The sequence below is a fragment of the Thermoactinomyces sp. CICC 10735 genome (genome assembly GCF_016055175.1).
Classification (GTDB): Bacteria; Bacillota; Bacilli; order Thermoactinomycetales; family Thermoactinomycetaceae; genus Thermoactinomyces; species Thermoactinomyces vulgaris.
This window is the reverse complement of the sequence record NZ_JAECVT010000001.1, coordinates 359006-374184: the sequence shown is the minus strand read 5'-3', so window position 1 is coordinate 374184 and position 15179 is coordinate 359006. Positions and strand designations below refer to the sequence as shown.

At 45.8% G+C, this 15179-nt stretch carries 19 protein-coding genes; 9 read left to right on the top strand and 10 right to left on the bottom strand.

Features of this window, described 5'->3' with window-relative positions; translation table 11 throughout:
- Window positions 1–4 precede the first annotated feature (4 nt).
- Complete coding sequence (locus tag I8U23_RS01940) at window positions 5–514, bottom strand: PadR family transcriptional regulator (protein ID WP_037994448.1); 510 nt, start codon at window positions 512–514, stop codon at window positions 5–7.
- A 96-nt stretch (window positions 515–610) separates the two neighbouring features.
- On the opposite strand from I8U23_RS01940, the gene I8U23_RS01935 reads away from it, so the two are divergent.
- The 3 genes from I8U23_RS01935 to I8U23_RS01925 all read left to right on the top strand — a co-directional run bounded on the left by I8U23_RS01935 (window position 611) and on the right by I8U23_RS01925 (window position 3137).
- Entirely contained in the window at window positions 611–1831 is a 1221-nt protein-coding gene (locus I8U23_RS01935; protein WP_037994450.1) for a cytochrome P450, read from the top strand.
- A gap of 144 nt (window positions 1832–1975) precedes the next feature.
- On the top strand, window positions 1976–2182 hold the full coding sequence (locus tag I8U23_RS01930; protein ID WP_165489744.1) for a hypothetical protein: 207 nt from the start codon (window positions 1976–1978) through the stop codon (window positions 2180–2182).
- A 28-nt stretch (window positions 2183–2210) separates the two neighbouring features.
- Window positions 2211–3137 carry a S66 peptidase family protein gene (locus tag I8U23_RS01925; RefSeq protein ID WP_340712051.1) on the top strand — a complete coding sequence of 309 codons (927 nt, stop codon included), beginning with the start codon at window positions 2211–2213 and terminating at the stop codon, window positions 3135–3137.
- Here I8U23_RS01925 and I8U23_RS01920 read toward each other — a convergent pair.
- On the bottom strand, window positions 3109–3879 hold the full coding sequence (locus I8U23_RS01920) for an arylamine N-acetyltransferase family protein (RefSeq protein WP_198050649.1): 771 nt from the start codon (window positions 3877–3879) through the stop codon (window positions 3109–3111). The genes I8U23_RS01925 and I8U23_RS01920 overlap by 29 nt on opposite strands.
- 99 nt (window positions 3880–3978) lie before the next feature.
- Between I8U23_RS01920 and I8U23_RS01915 the strand changes: the two genes are divergently transcribed.
- Window positions 3979–4974, top strand: coding sequence for an MDR family oxidoreductase (locus I8U23_RS01915; protein WP_049720099.1), 996 nt, complete (start codon window positions 3979–3981; stop codon window positions 4972–4974).
- A 90-nt stretch (window positions 4975–5064) separates the two neighbouring features.
- Here I8U23_RS01915 and I8U23_RS01910 read toward each other — a convergent pair whose 3' ends face one another.
- The gene (locus I8U23_RS01910) at window positions 5065–5679 is read right to left on the bottom strand and encodes a PH domain-containing protein (protein WP_198050648.1); all 615 of its coding nucleotides are present in this window, start codon (window positions 5677–5679) and stop codon (window positions 5065–5067) included.
- A 108-nt stretch (window positions 5680–5787) separates the two neighbouring features.
- Complete coding sequence (locus I8U23_RS01905) at window positions 5788–6618, bottom strand: serine hydrolase (RefSeq protein ID WP_198050647.1); 831 nt, start codon at window positions 6616–6618, stop codon at window positions 5788–5790.
- A gap of 236 nt (window positions 6619–6854) precedes the next feature.
- Between I8U23_RS01905 and I8U23_RS01900 the strand changes: the two genes are divergently transcribed.
- Genes I8U23_RS01900 through I8U23_RS01885 form a run of 4 tightly spaced genes read left to right on the top strand, consistent with a single transcriptional unit; the run spans window position 6855 to window position 8773 of the window.
- On the top strand, window positions 6855–7814 hold the full coding sequence (locus tag I8U23_RS01900) for a GAF domain-containing protein (protein ID WP_198050646.1): 960 nt from the start codon (window positions 6855–6857) through the stop codon (window positions 7812–7814).
- Window positions 7811–7996 carry a hypothetical protein gene (locus I8U23_RS01895; RefSeq protein WP_049720095.1) on the top strand — a complete coding sequence of 62 codons (186 nt, stop codon included), beginning with the start codon at window positions 7811–7813 and terminating at the stop codon, window positions 7994–7996. The genes I8U23_RS01900 and I8U23_RS01895 overlap by 4 nt, the downstream gene beginning before the upstream one ends.
- Window positions 7993–8508, top strand: coding sequence for a sulfite exporter TauE/SafE family protein (locus tag I8U23_RS01890; protein ID WP_198050645.1), 516 nt, complete (start codon window positions 7993–7995; stop codon window positions 8506–8508). The genes I8U23_RS01895 and I8U23_RS01890 overlap by 4 nt, the downstream gene beginning before the upstream one ends.
- Window positions 8498–8773: a TSUP family transporter gene (locus I8U23_RS01885; RefSeq protein WP_049720093.1), complete on the top strand. Its 276-nt coding sequence runs from the start codon at window positions 8498–8500 to the stop codon at window positions 8771–8773. Before I8U23_RS01890 ends, I8U23_RS01885 begins: the two co-directional genes overlap by 11 nt.
- Window positions 8774–9446: 673 nt before the next feature.
- Here I8U23_RS01885 and I8U23_RS01880 read toward each other — a convergent pair.
- Window positions 9447–9764, bottom strand: coding sequence for a hypothetical protein (locus I8U23_RS01880; protein ID WP_049720092.1), 318 nt, complete (start codon window positions 9762–9764; stop codon window positions 9447–9449).
- A gap of 98 nt (window positions 9765–9862) precedes the next feature.
- Window positions 9863–10189 carry a hypothetical protein gene (locus I8U23_RS01875; protein WP_049720091.1) on the bottom strand — a complete coding sequence of 109 codons (327 nt, stop codon included), beginning with the start codon at window positions 10187–10189 and terminating at the stop codon, window positions 9863–9865.
- A 116-nt stretch (window positions 10190–10305) separates the two neighbouring features.
- On the opposite strand from I8U23_RS01875, the gene I8U23_RS01870 reads away from it, so the two are divergent.
- The gene (locus I8U23_RS01870) at window positions 10306–10479 is read left to right on the top strand and encodes a hypothetical protein (protein WP_165489746.1); all 174 of its coding nucleotides are present in this window, start codon (window positions 10306–10308) and stop codon (window positions 10477–10479) included.
- A gap of 230 nt (window positions 10480–10709) precedes the next feature.
- On the opposite strand, the gene I8U23_RS01865 is transcribed toward I8U23_RS01870, so the two are convergent.
- The 4 genes from I8U23_RS01865 to I8U23_RS01850 form a co-directional block, all read right to left on the bottom strand.
- Complete coding sequence (locus I8U23_RS01865) at window positions 10710–11663, bottom strand: aromatic ring-hydroxylating oxygenase subunit alpha (RefSeq protein ID WP_049720090.1); 954 nt, start codon at window positions 11661–11663, stop codon at window positions 10710–10712.
- A 77-nt stretch (window positions 11664–11740) separates the two neighbouring features.
- Window positions 11741–12673 carry a cation diffusion facilitator family transporter gene (locus tag I8U23_RS01860; protein WP_049720089.1) on the bottom strand — a complete coding sequence of 311 codons (933 nt, stop codon included), beginning with the start codon at window positions 12671–12673 and terminating at the stop codon, window positions 11741–11743.
- A 137-nt stretch (window positions 12674–12810) separates the two neighbouring features.
- Complete coding sequence (locus I8U23_RS01855; RefSeq protein WP_037995339.1) at window positions 12811–13563, bottom strand: SDR family NAD(P)-dependent oxidoreductase; 753 nt, start codon at window positions 13561–13563, stop codon at window positions 12811–12813.
- Between the two features lie 153 nt (window positions 13564–13716).
- Window positions 13717–14907, bottom strand: coding sequence for an MFS transporter (locus I8U23_RS01850; RefSeq protein ID WP_231564594.1), 1191 nt, complete (start codon window positions 14905–14907; stop codon window positions 13717–13719).
- Window positions 14908–15179: the final 272 nt, after the last annotated feature.

Sequence of the window (15179 nt, the reverse complement as noted above, 5' to 3'; positions counted from 1 at the left end):
TTTATTAATCAATCTCTTGCGACAGGCTTTGAATCCAGTCCAATTCGAGCTCCGCCTGGGCTTTTTGGAAATCGATCACTTTCAATACATAAGGGTTTTGCACATGATCTTGTTCAACCTTCCGGTAGTATTCCAGTTTTTTTTGTAACACTTCCTGTCTGTTTTGCATAATTTCTTGTTGTATTTCCGGTTCCAACCGGTCAAATAATGCCACCCTGACTAAAAATTCGATTTGTCTTGCCGCCAGTTTACCCGGGAAGTCACAGATCATTTCCAGAAAGATTTCCTCCCCGGTTTCGGTCAAACAATAGACGTGGCGGTTTGGTTTTCCTTCTGACTGAATCACTTCTTTGGAAATGGCGCCCATTTCCACAAAACGGCGCAACGCGGGATACAACAAGTTGTTGTTGATTTCAAATTCATCGCCGAGTGCGTTTTGGATGTTGCGTTTGATTTCATAACCATGTTTGGGACCTGACATCAGTTCCCCCAAAATCAATATTTCTGCATACATGGACATCACCTTGATTTGAAATTTTTGCGAATCGCTCCGGCGTCATATTCTAAGTTAATTTATCATATGTTATCCTAACATAGGGAGGGATTTTCGTTGAGTGATACCAACAACACCATCATCGTTCCTGAAATCTCCAAACTCAAAACCAAAGAAGAGCAATGGGAGCCTTATGCATGGTACAAAGAAATGAGAGAAAACCATCCGGTATATTACGATGAAGAACAAGACGTATGGAATGTGTTTTTGTATGATCATGCCAAACGGGTCCTGTCCGATCATGAACTTTTCTCCAACGTAAAAACCAGAAGTTTGATCCCCACTCCCAGAACGGACAACCGGGCCAATATCAACTTTTGTGACCCGCCGGAACATCGCAAAAGACGTGCGCTGTTGGCCAAAGCTTTCACCCCCCGCAGCCTGGATTCATGGGAACCGCGGATCCAAGCCATTGTCAATGACTTGATTGCCGAAATGGAAAAACACGAAACGGTGGATATCGTGGAGAAACTGGCCGTTCCGTTACCCGTCACTGTCATTGCCGATCTGCTGGGGGTTCCCAACAAAGACTGGCGTTTGATCAAGCATTGGTCCGATATCTTGTTCCGTCCCTATGAAAAAGAACACTATGACGATATTGCCGAGAAAAAACAACAAGCTTTGAAAGAATTCCGCGAATACTTATATCCCATTGTGCAAGAAAAACGCAAAAACCCTGCTGATGACATCATTTCCGACCTGACCCGGGCCGAACTTCACGGCGAACGGTTAAGTGATGAAGAAGTTGTTGATTCCAGCAGAGGGTTGCTCGGTGCCGGTAATGAAACCACAACCATGCTCATTGCTAATATATTTTATTGCATGTTGTTCGATCAACCGGGGGTTTATCAAGAGTTGCGCGAGGATATCTCCCTTGTCCCCAATCTGATTGAAGAAGTGCTTCGTTTCCGCTTTCCGGCCTCCAATGACCGCCGGATCGTAAAAGACACCAATGTCTTCGGCCCTTTGATGAAGAAAGGGCAAATGATCATTGCATGGGCCGGATCGGCAAACCGGGATGAAGCCCAATTCGCCAATGCGGAAACCTTTGACATCCATCGTCCCAATAACAAGCAACACCTCACGTTCGGATCCGGACCGCATTTCTGCCTGGGGGCTCCGCTGGCCCGCATGGAAGCCAGAATTGCACTGACCACCTTTGTCCAAAGCTTTGCCGACATCCATCCGGTGGAAAACTTTAAATTAACCGATCATTTGATTGCTTCCGGTGTGGGACAGTCGTTGAAAAACTTGCCGATCCGCTTGGTAAAAGCATGACAACATTGATCATCGAACTCATCTCCTGACAGAAAACACCTTGAGTCCGTCTCAAGGTGTTTTCTTTTTACCTGAGATTGCAAAGCACAAAAGCCATGATATGATAGGGGGGATAGATAATACTTTGGAAAAGGGGTTATGTCATTGTTCCAAAACAGTTGGCTCTGGATTTTTGTCGGACTTTGCATTTTGTTCTCGTTGATCATCACGATCCGATTAGGGGTCAACCAGAGTCCGGAACAAAACCAAGGTTATGTCAAACGCCGCAGAAAAATCGTTTGGCTGCTTCTTTCGATTTATGTCGCAGCCGTTGTGGTTTGGGTTGCCTTTGTGTTCCCTTTTTTATTCTGACGACAAGAGGTGGGGGAATTTGGGTTTGGTGATAAAACCTGAAGCTTTGCGGCCCGGGGATACCATCGGCCTGATTGCACCGGCTGGTCCGGTTCGCGAAAAAGAGTTGGAAGATTGCATCCGCATGCTTTCCGGCTTTGGTTATCCGGTGAAAACCGGAAAATCGGCCGGCAAGGCGTATGGATATTTGGCCGGGAAAGATTCATACCGGAAAGATGATTTGGAAGCGATGTTTCTCGATCCGGAGGTGAAAGCCGTTTTTTGTTTGAGAGGCGGATATGGAAGTTTGCGCATCATCGACCGGATCGATTATGAAGTGATTCGCCACCATCCGAAAATTTTTGTGGGATACAGCGATATCACGGCGCTTCACATTGCCATCCGGCAAATCTGCGGCCTTGTCACTTTTCACGGCCCGATGGGTGCGGAATTGTCCGGCGAACGGTACGATGAAGAAAGTTGGGGCGTATTGTTTTCCGTCTTATCCGGCCGGGATGTGAAGAGTTACACCCCGAATGAACACTTCTTTTCCATTGTTCCCGGCGTGGCGGAAGGAGAACTGACCGGCGGCAATCTGAGTTTGTTGCGTTCGGCCGTGGGAACCCCTTATGAGGTGGACACCCGGGACAAAATTTTGCTTCTGGAAGATGTGAATGAAGAAGTGTATGCCATCGACGGCATGCTGAATCAATTGCGGCTGGCCGGCAAGTTTGAACATGTGCGGGGAGTGATTCTCTCTGATTTCCGGCTCGCCGAACCCGGCCGCGACAAACCTTCCCTCCCGTTTCGGGAAATGATTGAAACCTTTTTCGCCCCGCTCGGCATCCCTTGCTTTTACGGCCTTTCCGCCGGACATTGCCGACCCAATTTCACATTGCCCATTGGCGGAAAAGTGAGAATGGATTCCGAGCGGGGAAGGGTTCAAATCACTGAGCCTCCGGTGATTCCCACCTGATTTGGAATATTTCCCGGATCAAAGCGGGCAGTTCGTTTTCGCTCACTTCTCTTTTTTCTTTTCCGGACGGGGTCACTTGAACCAGCTTTCGGCCGATCAAAGAGACTCTGCCGTCCGGCGTCATTTTGGAGATATAAATGGAGCGATTAAAAGGAGAGCGGGGGGAAGTTTCGATTAAACGGCAAGCTTCATGAAAATCCTGAAATGTTTTCGCTTCCCCTGTAAACCGGTATAAGACCTGCCAACTTTCAGCCCCGGGCTCTTTTTTCTCCAGGACGTATCGATCCGGGTTGGAACGGATCCGGTATTGTCCGGCAATATCTTGCACAACTTCTCCGGATAATGGAACCGGCCGACGCGGGGCGTTTCCGCCAAAACCCACATCAACCAGATATTTTTCATCATTCAGATAAACAAGATTGGCCAGGTGGGTTCCTTCCAATCCCCAATCACGGCTGGACGGTTCGTATACCGTTCCTGCAACCATTTGCACGTCAAACCCCAATTCGTTTAAGAGCAAATGAAACAGGCCGTTTAACTCAAAGCAAACGCCTCCGCGGTGATTAATTATGATTTTTTGAAAGAGGGAGTTTGGATCCAACTGAATGGACCGGCCGGAGAGAATATCCAGGTTTTCAAAGTGGATGTGTTGTTGGTGTTTTTGCATTAACCTGGTGAGGCCGGGAAGATGGACCGGAACCGGAGGTTGAACACCGATTCGCGCAAGGTATTGAGGAATCATTCTGATGTCTCCTTTTCCTTTTCTTCGCGTACTTCTTATTGTATCGGAAAGGAATTATGTTGGAAATAGAGAAGTATTTGCTTGAAGGAGGTTGTTGCTGTGCAAGATCGTGAATTTATCGCATTGGTTGTGGACCGGAAGCAAGATCAATATTCCCATTCTTTTCAAACACTGAAGATCAAGGACTTGCCGGAAGAAGATGTTCTGATTCGCGTTCAGTATTCCAGCTTGAATTACAAAGACGGAATGGCCGTTTTAAATCGCGGGAAAATCGTCCGCAAATTCCCCATGGTTCCCGGTATCGATTTGGGCGGCACGGTGGTCAAATCCAAAAACAGCGCATTTCAACCCGGCGACAAGGTGATTTTAACCGGATGGGGAACCGGAGAAACACACTGGGGAGGATATGCCGAATACGCAACCGCGAAACCCGAATGGCTGGTTCCGCTCCCGTCCGGCCTTCAATTGAAACATGCCATGAGTCTGGGGACCGCAGGGCTTACGGCCATGCTGGCCGTGTCGGCTTTAGAGCGGCATGGAATCAACCGGGAAAAACCGATTTTGGTTACCGGGGCATCCGGAGGGGTCGGAAGCTTGGCCGTAGCCATTTTGTCCCGTCTGGGATATACGGTTGCCGCATCGACCGGAAGTCCGGACAACCATGACTTTTTAAAATCCCTGGGTGCAAGCAAAATCATTGACAGGAAAGAACTTTCCAAAGCGTCCCGTCCGCTGGAATCCCAACGGTGGGGAGGCGCAGTGGACGTGGTGGGCGGTGACACGTTGGCTCATGTGTTGAGTGAGATGAGCTATTACGGAACCGTGGCCGCTTGTGGCTTGGCCGGAAGCCATTCGCTTCACACCACGGTATATCCATTTATTTTGCGCGGAATCAAATTGGTCGGCATCGACTCCAACACCTGCCCGGCGGATGAAAGAACCCAAGCGTGGAACCGTCTGTCGGAACTTTTGCCGGCAGAACTTTTGGACCAACTCACCGAAGTTCACGGCCTTCGCGATGTTCCGGCTTTAAGCGAAAAGATTTTAAGCGGCGACGTCAAAGGGCGGATCGTGATCGATGTTCAGTCATTGTAAGCGTTTATTTCAATGATGATTTTTGCGGTGTGGTCACAAAAAAGTCCTCTTTGGATCGATAAAGAGGACTTTTTTAAAAATGCATGTTCATCAGCGGTTGATATAACGTTCAAACACAAACCCGTAATCTTTGACATGATACTGTTTTCTCGCTTCGACGAGCCAAGAGAATGCCGCCTGATTTAACTCCTTGAATTGCTCGACCGGATTGTGTTCAGTGCTCCGGAGATGGCTTAAAGTGGATGAAGCCAAATTGAGGCTCCGGTTGGCGTATTCCAGGATGATTTCATTATCATGGGAGATTTCAGCGATTTTCAGTAACGCTTTGTATAAGTCCTTCAACTCGTTCAAATATTTTTTATGGACATCAATGGTGAAAATCCTGGATCCGATCTTGAATTTGAGTTCGATGTCCAAATCGACGGTTCCGGCGGTTTCAAGCGTCACTTCCGAAATCTTGTGCGTGCTGTAATCAAAGCGATAAAGAGAACGTTTTTTGCTTGTTGCGCTGGTTCCGTCCAGATGAATTAACGCTTTATTCGTGAAACAATACTCATCGGTTTTGGATTTGATCAAAAAATAGATTCTCTCATTATCTTCGTGCATCACAAAATCGTCCGATTCAACTTTGTCATAATCTTCCGGTTTGATCACGGACCCGATCTCACTCAATCCGAGCACATCCGAGGCGACTTTTACAAACATTTGAATCAACCTTTCCCGTGTGATTTGTTGACGGTTGGATATTTCGTCCCATTCGTATGGTACCATAATTGGAATAAAACGGTTAAAAAAGATCAGCCGGCCCGTTTTTCATCGGGAGGCCTGGGTATAGGCATCGTAAACCCATTTGCCGATATGGTTGATTTCCCGTTGCGATTGATGATGATCCAGCCCGCTGCTTAATACCACCAAGATCAAGGAATGGGAAGCGATGTATAAAATTCCCCCGTCGTGAAGCGTTTGGTTGACCCACCCGGTTTTGTGCGCCATTTCCCATCGTGGCAGACTGCCGATGATTTCGGAATCGGAGGGAGGAAGCCGTCCGGGCAGGCAATTCCGCCATTGTTGTTTTTTTAATATTTCGACCATCTTTCGGCTGGCATCACGGGAAACGGCTTGACCGGTTGCCAGCAGCCGGAAACAACGGGCCATGTCTTTGGCAGTGATTTGATTGGTTTTATTCGAGCCGGCCGGGACAATATGGAGGCGGTTGATGAAAACCGTATCGGTCATTTCCAGTGCAAGGAGTGTTTCTTGGACAAATTCTTTCCCCAACCGGTCAATCAAAAGGTTGGTTGCTGTATTATCGCTTTGGATGATCATCAAGGTGACCAAGTCTTGAATGGTAAATTTCGTTCCATATGAAAGATGCTGCAAAACCCCCGAACCGCCGACTCTGTCTTCCCGTCTTAATTCAATCCGATCGCTCAAGCAAAGTTTTCCTAGCGCATGGGCCCGGTAAACCGCCACCATCACCGGTACTTTGATCATGCTGGCTGCCACAAAAGGTTGCTTTTCATTCCAAATCCATTTTTCTCCGGTGTTCAGATCTTCCATCCAGATCCCCCAAATCCCCGAAGATTTTTTCTTCCAGGCATCCAAAGAACCGCTCAACTTTTGGAACGGCGATTGTCCGTTCATGAACCATCCCCCTGATCATTTGACGTCATGAATATTCTAATGCAATTCCGGGTTCATTTCTATTTATTCATAAAAATATAACTTTTTTTCTTGTTTTAAAATATTAATATCTGTTTGTCGTTTTGTTGTATAATGGAATCAATAACAGAAACTTCATATCATTCAGGATCTAAAAACTCAAACAATCCATCCAGACATTGCAAAAGACTGATCTTTATAAAACAGGGAGCGGAACAATGACGGAAGATCTTATCGAGTTACTGGAGATGTTAAATAAAAATTCAGGATGGTTTTTTGACTTTTTAGTGATTATTATTGCTGTCGGTCTGACAGCCACCTTGGTGATCCATATTTATCGTTATGCCACAGGAAAAAATGATTGGTTGGGCCGCAGTTTGGAAGAAGGGGACCAAAACAGCCAAATGGCCATGATCCAACTGGACACTTGCCGAAACGAGAAAGAAGAGCTGGAAAAGAAAGTGCTGCTTCTGGAACAGGACCGGCAAGAATTAATGGATTTGTTAAAAGAAAAAGACCAGCAGATTGATCAACAGAATACCCAATTGGCCAAAGCGGAAGATGAAATTGAGATTTTAAAAAGTTTATATGAAGAATTGGACAGCAAATACAACGATGAAACCTACACCATGTCTCAAATTATGTATACCATTGAAGAAGTGGCCGCGGCCATCGCCGATCAAAACCGCTTCCGGCAAAACCGCGATGAAATCTTCATGAATTTGCTGGACTATCTGGTGAACACGCTGAAAAATTTCCGAAAAAAGCAACCCCGGGTCATCATTCACGTCAAACATCCTGAAAAAAATGATGTTCTTGTGCATTTCGCCCATTCCAGCGGACACTCTCACCGCGTAAAAATATATGAACCCCCGATCCATGGCAGTGCAGCGGGTCGTGCATGGAGAACAAAAGAAATTTATTATGTGCCTGATGTCGAATCCCTGGATTATGAATATGACCAAAAAAAGAATTCACGCAAGGTATATCGCACCATATTATGTGTGCCGATCAAAGCCGGAATGATGGAACCCACCCGGATAGGGGTTCTGACCATTACCGGAGCGCCTGTTGATGCTTATGAAGATATCGAAATTGAACGGGCTGCATTGTTTGCCAGTTTGCTCTTTCCACTGGTCTACAACGATCTTAAACACCGAGGTGGGAATCATCTATGACGCAAGGACGCAAACCATCGTATGAAGAAAGAAAAAAACTGAACCGGATGTATCGCGAAGGATTATTAAGCAGGGAAGAATTGATGGAGAAAATGAAAAACGGACTGTTTGACCACGAGCGGTTAAAAGTGAAGCGGAAGTTTGTCAAACTGTTCAAGTCAAACCCTTCGAAAAGAACATGATTCTTTCATGTTCTTTTTGTTTTTTTGCCGGCAAGAGGAAAGAGACTTTCAACGCTGTTGACGAAGCCATCATTCAATATCCGATGTTGTTGTATCTTCCGCCATTATTTGGATTTCCTGCATTTTCCGCGCATAACGCAGCAGGGATGGTTGCGGTTCAAGTGTTTATTACGTCCATGGCGGGGCTTGTTGTTCACGGAAAAGAGGGAGCCCTCAATAAATCGCTAACCGTTTATATGGGAACGGCCGTATTGGCCGGGAGTTTTCTTGGCGGATATGGTTCCAAATGGCTGAGTGAAACATGGATTCATTTGATCTACGCCATCCTGGCCACCATGGCGGTATGGATGATGTTTCGCTCCGAGAAAGAACCAAAAGAAACCGCGGCTCGTCCAATCGCTTCTCACCCTGCAGCAGTGATGGGGGTTGCGTTGGTCATCGGGATTTTTTCCGGTGTCATTGGTTCGTCCGGTTCGTTTATTCTGGTGCCGGTCTTGCTGTTTGTCTTTTAAAACACCCACCCGCACCGCCATCGCCACGTCGCTTGCGATCGCCTTTGTATCTTCATCCGGATCCGTGGCGGCCAAATTGGTTTCCGATCAGATCTTGCTGATTCCTTCTGTCATTCTGGCAGTTTCCGGACTGATCGCTTCGCCGGCAGGAGCGATGGTCAGCAAAAAAGCAAACCCTCGCACATTGCGGGTCGGCTTGACTCTTGTCATCGCCATCACATTTTTGAAAATCTGGTATGATTATCTCGCGATCTATATCGGATAACCCGGCGGTTCTCATCATGAACGTCCGAACCGTCAGGGGAAATCAAATTCATTCTTTGCGCGGCGGGGAGGGGGGCTTTTATTTCACAACCGGAACGGCCTCATCCATAAATAAGGTTCTCTGTCAATACAGAAACATCAGAAATCAGGATTAAATCATTTTCAAAAATAAAAGAAATAATCGTCTGGTTTTTTATTCGATTTTCAACACGAATGCTTCGATATACAAATAAATATTTTTTATTTCTCAAAACTATAGTTAACTTTTCTTAATGAGATGACAACAAGTGGGAAAATGCCATTTTTTGAGATGTCGAAGCCTGATCTTTCTCCCCATCAACCTGCAACGTTACAAAATATAAATTTTGTAACTGTATATAACGGGTTTTCGAGGGAGGAATCAACTGTTTATTTCCAGAAAAACCATTTATTACTACGAGTTTTGGTTGTCTGTTTCACATTTATTTCCAATCAGAAATCCGTTCTGATAATCAGATTGGATTCGTGAAAATGATTTACTTTTAGATATATACAATAAACACAAAAAACGCCTGAGTACCTTAATCCGGTTTCTCAAGCGTTTTGATATTTACCCGCTATCTGCTATCCATCTTTCCGAAAAAATTGTTTTTGTAAAATCCTGTATATCATATGTATCAATGGATCAGTTGGATTCAGGATTCAAAGATAATGATGGGCAATACAAAAAAGACGCCGACGACAACCACTGAAAAAACCAAGATACTTAAGATCATGACGATGATTTTCCGAAAGCTCATGTCATATGCCCATTCATTCATACGGTCCAAGGTTCTTCTCAAGGGTTTCTTCCAATGAAGGATGCAAAAGGTTGCGAAAAAAAATAAAACAGGTAAATAAACGACCATCCATTGAGGAAACTCTTCACCATCAAAATTTTTTCTCATCAATATGAGACCAAGCATAATTAAAGCGTATAATGCAGAGTATAATAAATTTTTACCGACTTTCATTCGCATCCCCCTCCTGCGATTTTTTGGTGACATGGGAAACATGTTTATTTCATGATACCTGGAATCCATGATTTTTAACAACCATTGGGATATGGAGATCATTGATTTGCAACTTCCGGCTCAAAAATAGCTAGCGGAACCGCGATCAACAAGATGATGGCAATCACCCAGAAAAGAACCATACCCGCAATGATCATGATACATTTCCAAAAACCTGCTTGCACCTGCTCTTTCAACCAGTCAGCGAATTTTTTTAACGGTTGTTGCCAATGATTAAAGCTGAAGGTCATGGCAAATATGAGTACGGGAAAATAAATAAGCATCCACAGGCGAACATCCGCCCCGTAATGCCGTTGAAGCAAAAAATAAACCAGTGTTAAAAGCGCAAAACATACAGATATGACAAGATTCGGGCCAATACCCATGGTCATTTTCCTCCCGGCGTTTTTTTGATAACATGGGAACATGTCTATTTCATGTTACATTTCTCTGCTGTTTTTCAACAGATGCAAAGGTACCGATTTTTTGGCGAGGTGAAAGAATGGATAAAGAGTATCAAATGCAACTTTCCGTGCAAGATCTCAAGCAGGCAGCTAAAATCATGCGCCGGGCCGCAGACCGGATTGAATCCATTAACCAAACAGAGTCTTTTACTCTGCATACGTTGATTTCCGATATTGAAGAGTTGACCGACCGATTGGATAACAAAGGATAAAAAAGAAAGAAATGGGAATTAGCAAAAAAAATAAAGGCCTTCAAATTTTGTTTGTAAGGCCCCTCTTTTTTTATTCATGACCCATATGTCCAAAAGAACCAAACGCCTCTTAAAAACGCATCAGATTCGCTCTGAGGCAATTTTGGATTTTTCACGAATATACGTTCGATTTTCGCGGTCGATTTAACACCGGTTTTCCCCTCTCTTCTCCCCTCTTGCGACCAACTGTCTCAATATTCAAAATGATCTGCAGCGGAAAATAGTTTTGGCTCCTTGCCGGTCAAAAAGGAATACCACCGGTTTCGGAACCGGACTTGGGGTCCGTCTGCCGCAACATGCGCTTCCAAACGGAGAGATTCCGGAATGGGCCGCGGATGTTGACTTTCCACGATTTCCTGATCCTCTTTCAGCACCTTGAGACTGAATTGGGACAAGATTTTATCGATCAAAAATGATTTGGCAAAATTTCGGCCGATATATCCCCGGATATCCGTGGAATGAGAATCGACCGGCGTAAACGTCACAAAATTAATCAACCGGTGTTTTCCGCGGGATCGCGGGCGTAATATCCATTGTTGCGGAAACCGGTACTCCAATTCGGTATGGTTGTTCTCGATCCGAATCCAATCCCCATCCGCTTGAAATTGAATTTTTACATCCAGTGAAGATTTTCTTCCGATCGTCCGGCGGTGAACAACCGGAAGATGAGCCACATCCAAGACGCTTTCCACCACCCGTGTAAAATGGGCTTTCCATGTGGATTGAAAAGGAACAAGCCGGAGGTCGGGATCCTCCAGTTCTGGAAACAATGTCAGCTCATCATGGGGATGATTGGACGGATAAACCCAGATCAGCCCGGCTTTCTCCATCACCCTGTATGCCGTGGCATGGGCGAATTCAGGAATCCTTGCTCCGGGCTGGGATGGAATATCCGTACATCTTCCGTCTCCTTGAAACAACCAACCATGAAAAGGGCACCGGATTCCTCCGTCTGCACAAGATCCCAACGAAAGGTCGGCTCCCCGATGGGGGCAATAGGCATGAATGGCATGTGGGGCATTGTCTTCTCCCCGGAATAACACGATATCCCGGCCGGCGATCCTTTTTTTGAGGGGCTTCTTTTTCAGCTCCGACGACCATGCGACTGCATACCACCGGGCAGGAAACATCGAGTCGTCCGACATGGAATAACCTCCTTGGGATGATTGTTGTCAAGACTTTTTATATGTGGATTCCCGGCATTTAGACCTTGAAGTTTTCCTCAATTGACGGCCAAGAAACGTTTTCCGTACTCCCCGTGATCATGAACGGCAGGATGTTCAATCTGGACGGTGGAATGGACGATTCCGTGTTTTTGGCAGAGCGTCTCATTGATGGCCTTGATCACAAGAAAAGGTTCTGCCGCATCATCAATAAACACATGAGCTGTCAGCGAATAATGGTCTGTGGAAACCGCCCATAAATGAAGCTCATGTACATCCTGAACGCCTTCTACCTCGCCGATATCTTGCCGGACGGATTCCAGATCAAACTTTTCCGGCACGGCTTCCATCAGAATGAAATAAGATTCGTAAAGGATTTTGGAACCGCCGTAAAAAATGATTCCTCCAATCACCATGCTGATCAGCGGATCAAAAATCAAAAGCCCGGTCACGGAGATCAGGATGAAGGAAACAATGATCCCCACGGAGCTCAGCAAATCTCCGATAAAATGCCAGAGAGCACTTTTGATGTTCAGATTTTCTTCTTCCTTGGAACTGCGGCTTAAAATCACCGTCAACACAATATTGACAATCAAACCGATGACCGCAATGGTCAACATCAAAGGCTTATCGATCTCCCGGGGTTCAATGAGCCGGCGGATGCCTTCGATAAAAATTCCGATTGCAATCACAACCAGGGCCAACCCGTTTAAAAAGGACGCAATGATTTCAAACCGGAGAAAACCAAATGTGTATTTTCCGTCCGGATTTCGAGTGGCCATGTAACTAGCCGTCAAACTCAGGCCCAATGCAAAAACATCGGAAATCATATGGGCAGAATCAGACAACAAAGCCAGCGAATTGGATAACAAGCCGCCTGCCACCTCAACCACTGTGAAAAAGACGGTTAATGCCAGGGTGATCCACAAGGTTTTTCGGGAGGTGTGCTGTTCTTTCACATGGTTGAGATGATGGTAATCATAAACTTTCATTTTTATCCTCCTAAATTAGAATAATTATCAAAAAGTAATCATTCTAATGATATACTTCTTTTCCGCTTTGATCAACCTCCAATTGCAAAAAAAGCCGGTAATTTACCGGCTTTTTTCAAACTCTGAAATGCTTGTCATCAATCCATGTCATTTCCTCCGTTGACAGGGAGATAAGCGCCATTCATAAACGGATTCCAATCAGCCACCAAACTCAAAACAGCCCCGGCCACATCCTCCGGTTGAGCCAGGCGTCGCAAAGGCGTGACATTCCGGATGGATTCATGCATTTCTTTCGGTTGGTCTTTTGTCGCATCGGTCAGCACCAAACCGGGGGCAATCACATTGGTCCGGATATTTTTGGGACCCAATTCCAGTGCCAGGTATTTTGCAAAGGACACGATGGCCGCTTTGGCTGTGCCGTGAGCGATAAACCCTTCCGCGGGTGTTCGGGATAACCCGCTGGAAATCAAGACGATTTTTCCTCTTCCCTGTTTTTCCATATGCGGAACCACAGCCTGGCAAAGATGGAAAGCCGAACGCATTTCGTCGTTCAACTTGACGGAAAACTCCTCCCAGCTCATCTCCATAAACGGCTTGAACGCAAAGGCAATGTTGGCATTGTTGATGAGGATATCCACTTTTCCGAATGCCTGAACGGTCCGGTCCACCAACTTTTTCACATCTTCTTCCTTCCGGACATCCGCTTTCACCACAATGCCTTTTTTCCCGGCGGCTTTCACTTTTTCAAGTACCTGCAAAGCCTCTTTTTCAGAATGATGATAATTAATGACAACATCGGCTCCGGCCTTGGCGAATAACACGGCCGTGGCGGCACCGATGCCCCGGCTGCTTCCGGTGATCACGGCCACCTTGTTGTTGAGTGGTTTCATTCTTTTCCCTCCTGCTTCTTTGATTCGTATTACTGTCAGCATAAATCATTCACGCCAATCTTTCATCAACGAAACAAACATTGTTTGCCAAGCCAGGCCGATGGTTCAAAAAAACCTCCCGTGCACTTTAAACCGGGAGGATTCTGAAACTGTTTATGCAATCAGTTTTCTTTCATCCGGAACCATGAACGCACAAAGAGCCGCCAAAATGGGCAATGCGGAAATAAATGATAAAATGGTGGGCACCCCGAATAAGTCGATCAGATATCCCATGAGCGTGGCTCCGATTCCCCCGGCTCCGACGCCAAAACCGATGGCCAGCCCGGAAGCCATGGCGATATTGCGGGGCAGCAATTTCTGCATATAGACCACTGTCACGGCAAAAGAAGATAAAACAAAAAAACCAAACAAAAAAATCACTAGCCACATCGAAACCCCTTGGGCATAAGGCAACCATACGGCAAAGGGAACCGAAGCGAGCAAGGAACCGACCAACCAGCGTTTGATACCCAAATAATCAGATAACGCCCCGCCGATAAACGTTCCCAACGCGCCGGCACCCAGAAATACGAAGTTTAACACCTCTGCTTGGCTGTAAGACATGTTCATTTGATGCAAAAAGAAAAAAGGCAAAAAAGCGGAAACCCCAACTTGGCACCAAGACCGCAATGTGATCACAATGACCAGCCAAAAAACCCCCGTCCAGTGGTTTTTTCCTTTGGATTGTTTTTTGGCTGCCTGCGACCTGCTCACCTGTTCTTTATACCAAGGCAATAAACGCATCAGCAGGAAGAGCGCGATCACTGCCAGCACGCTGAACCAGATGAGCCCTTCTTTTCCCGTATAAACCAAAAACAACGGAATCATCAACGGTCCCAAAGCTTGGCCGCCGTTACCGCCCACCTGAAAAATCGCCTGCGCCAGCCCTTTGGTATTTCCTGAAGCAAAGTGGGTTCCCCGGGAGGCTTCCGGGTGGAAAATCCCGGAGCCGAGACCGGACAAGGCGATCAGAAACAAAACCCAGCCATAACTGGGCGCCCAACCGGTCAGTGCCAATCCCATCACGGAGATAAACACACCGAGCGGCAACATCCAGACCATCGGTTTGCGATCCGTCCATGCGCCAAACAATGGCTGCATGACAGATGAAGTGATATAAGAAGCAAGAATAATGAGCCCCGATTGCGTGTAAGTCAAACCAAAAGCTTGCTGATACAGCGGCAATAACGCCGGGACAATGCCGGTTGTCACCAAATCATTCATCATATGCGTCGTGCTGAATGTCCATACTTTCCCCTTGGACATTGGTCTTTTTGCCGACATGGATTGTTGTGCGGTATCCACCAAAGGTCCTCCCTTTCTCTAAAAAAAGGATGATGCCGGTTTTCGGCATCACTTAAAAATTCGATACGTTAAATATTATTATACAATAATCTTCACACTTTAAATCAAACAAAGCATGGTTCCAAGCTTTTCTCCTCATATCCCTCCGCTGTTTGAAGCCGAAAATTTAGCCTTAAAAAAGTTTTTCTAAAAAATCACAAGAAAAATAATTGATATAATGAAGGGAATATAACATTTATAACTAAATGTTATTTATAAGGGTTTTTCTCTAA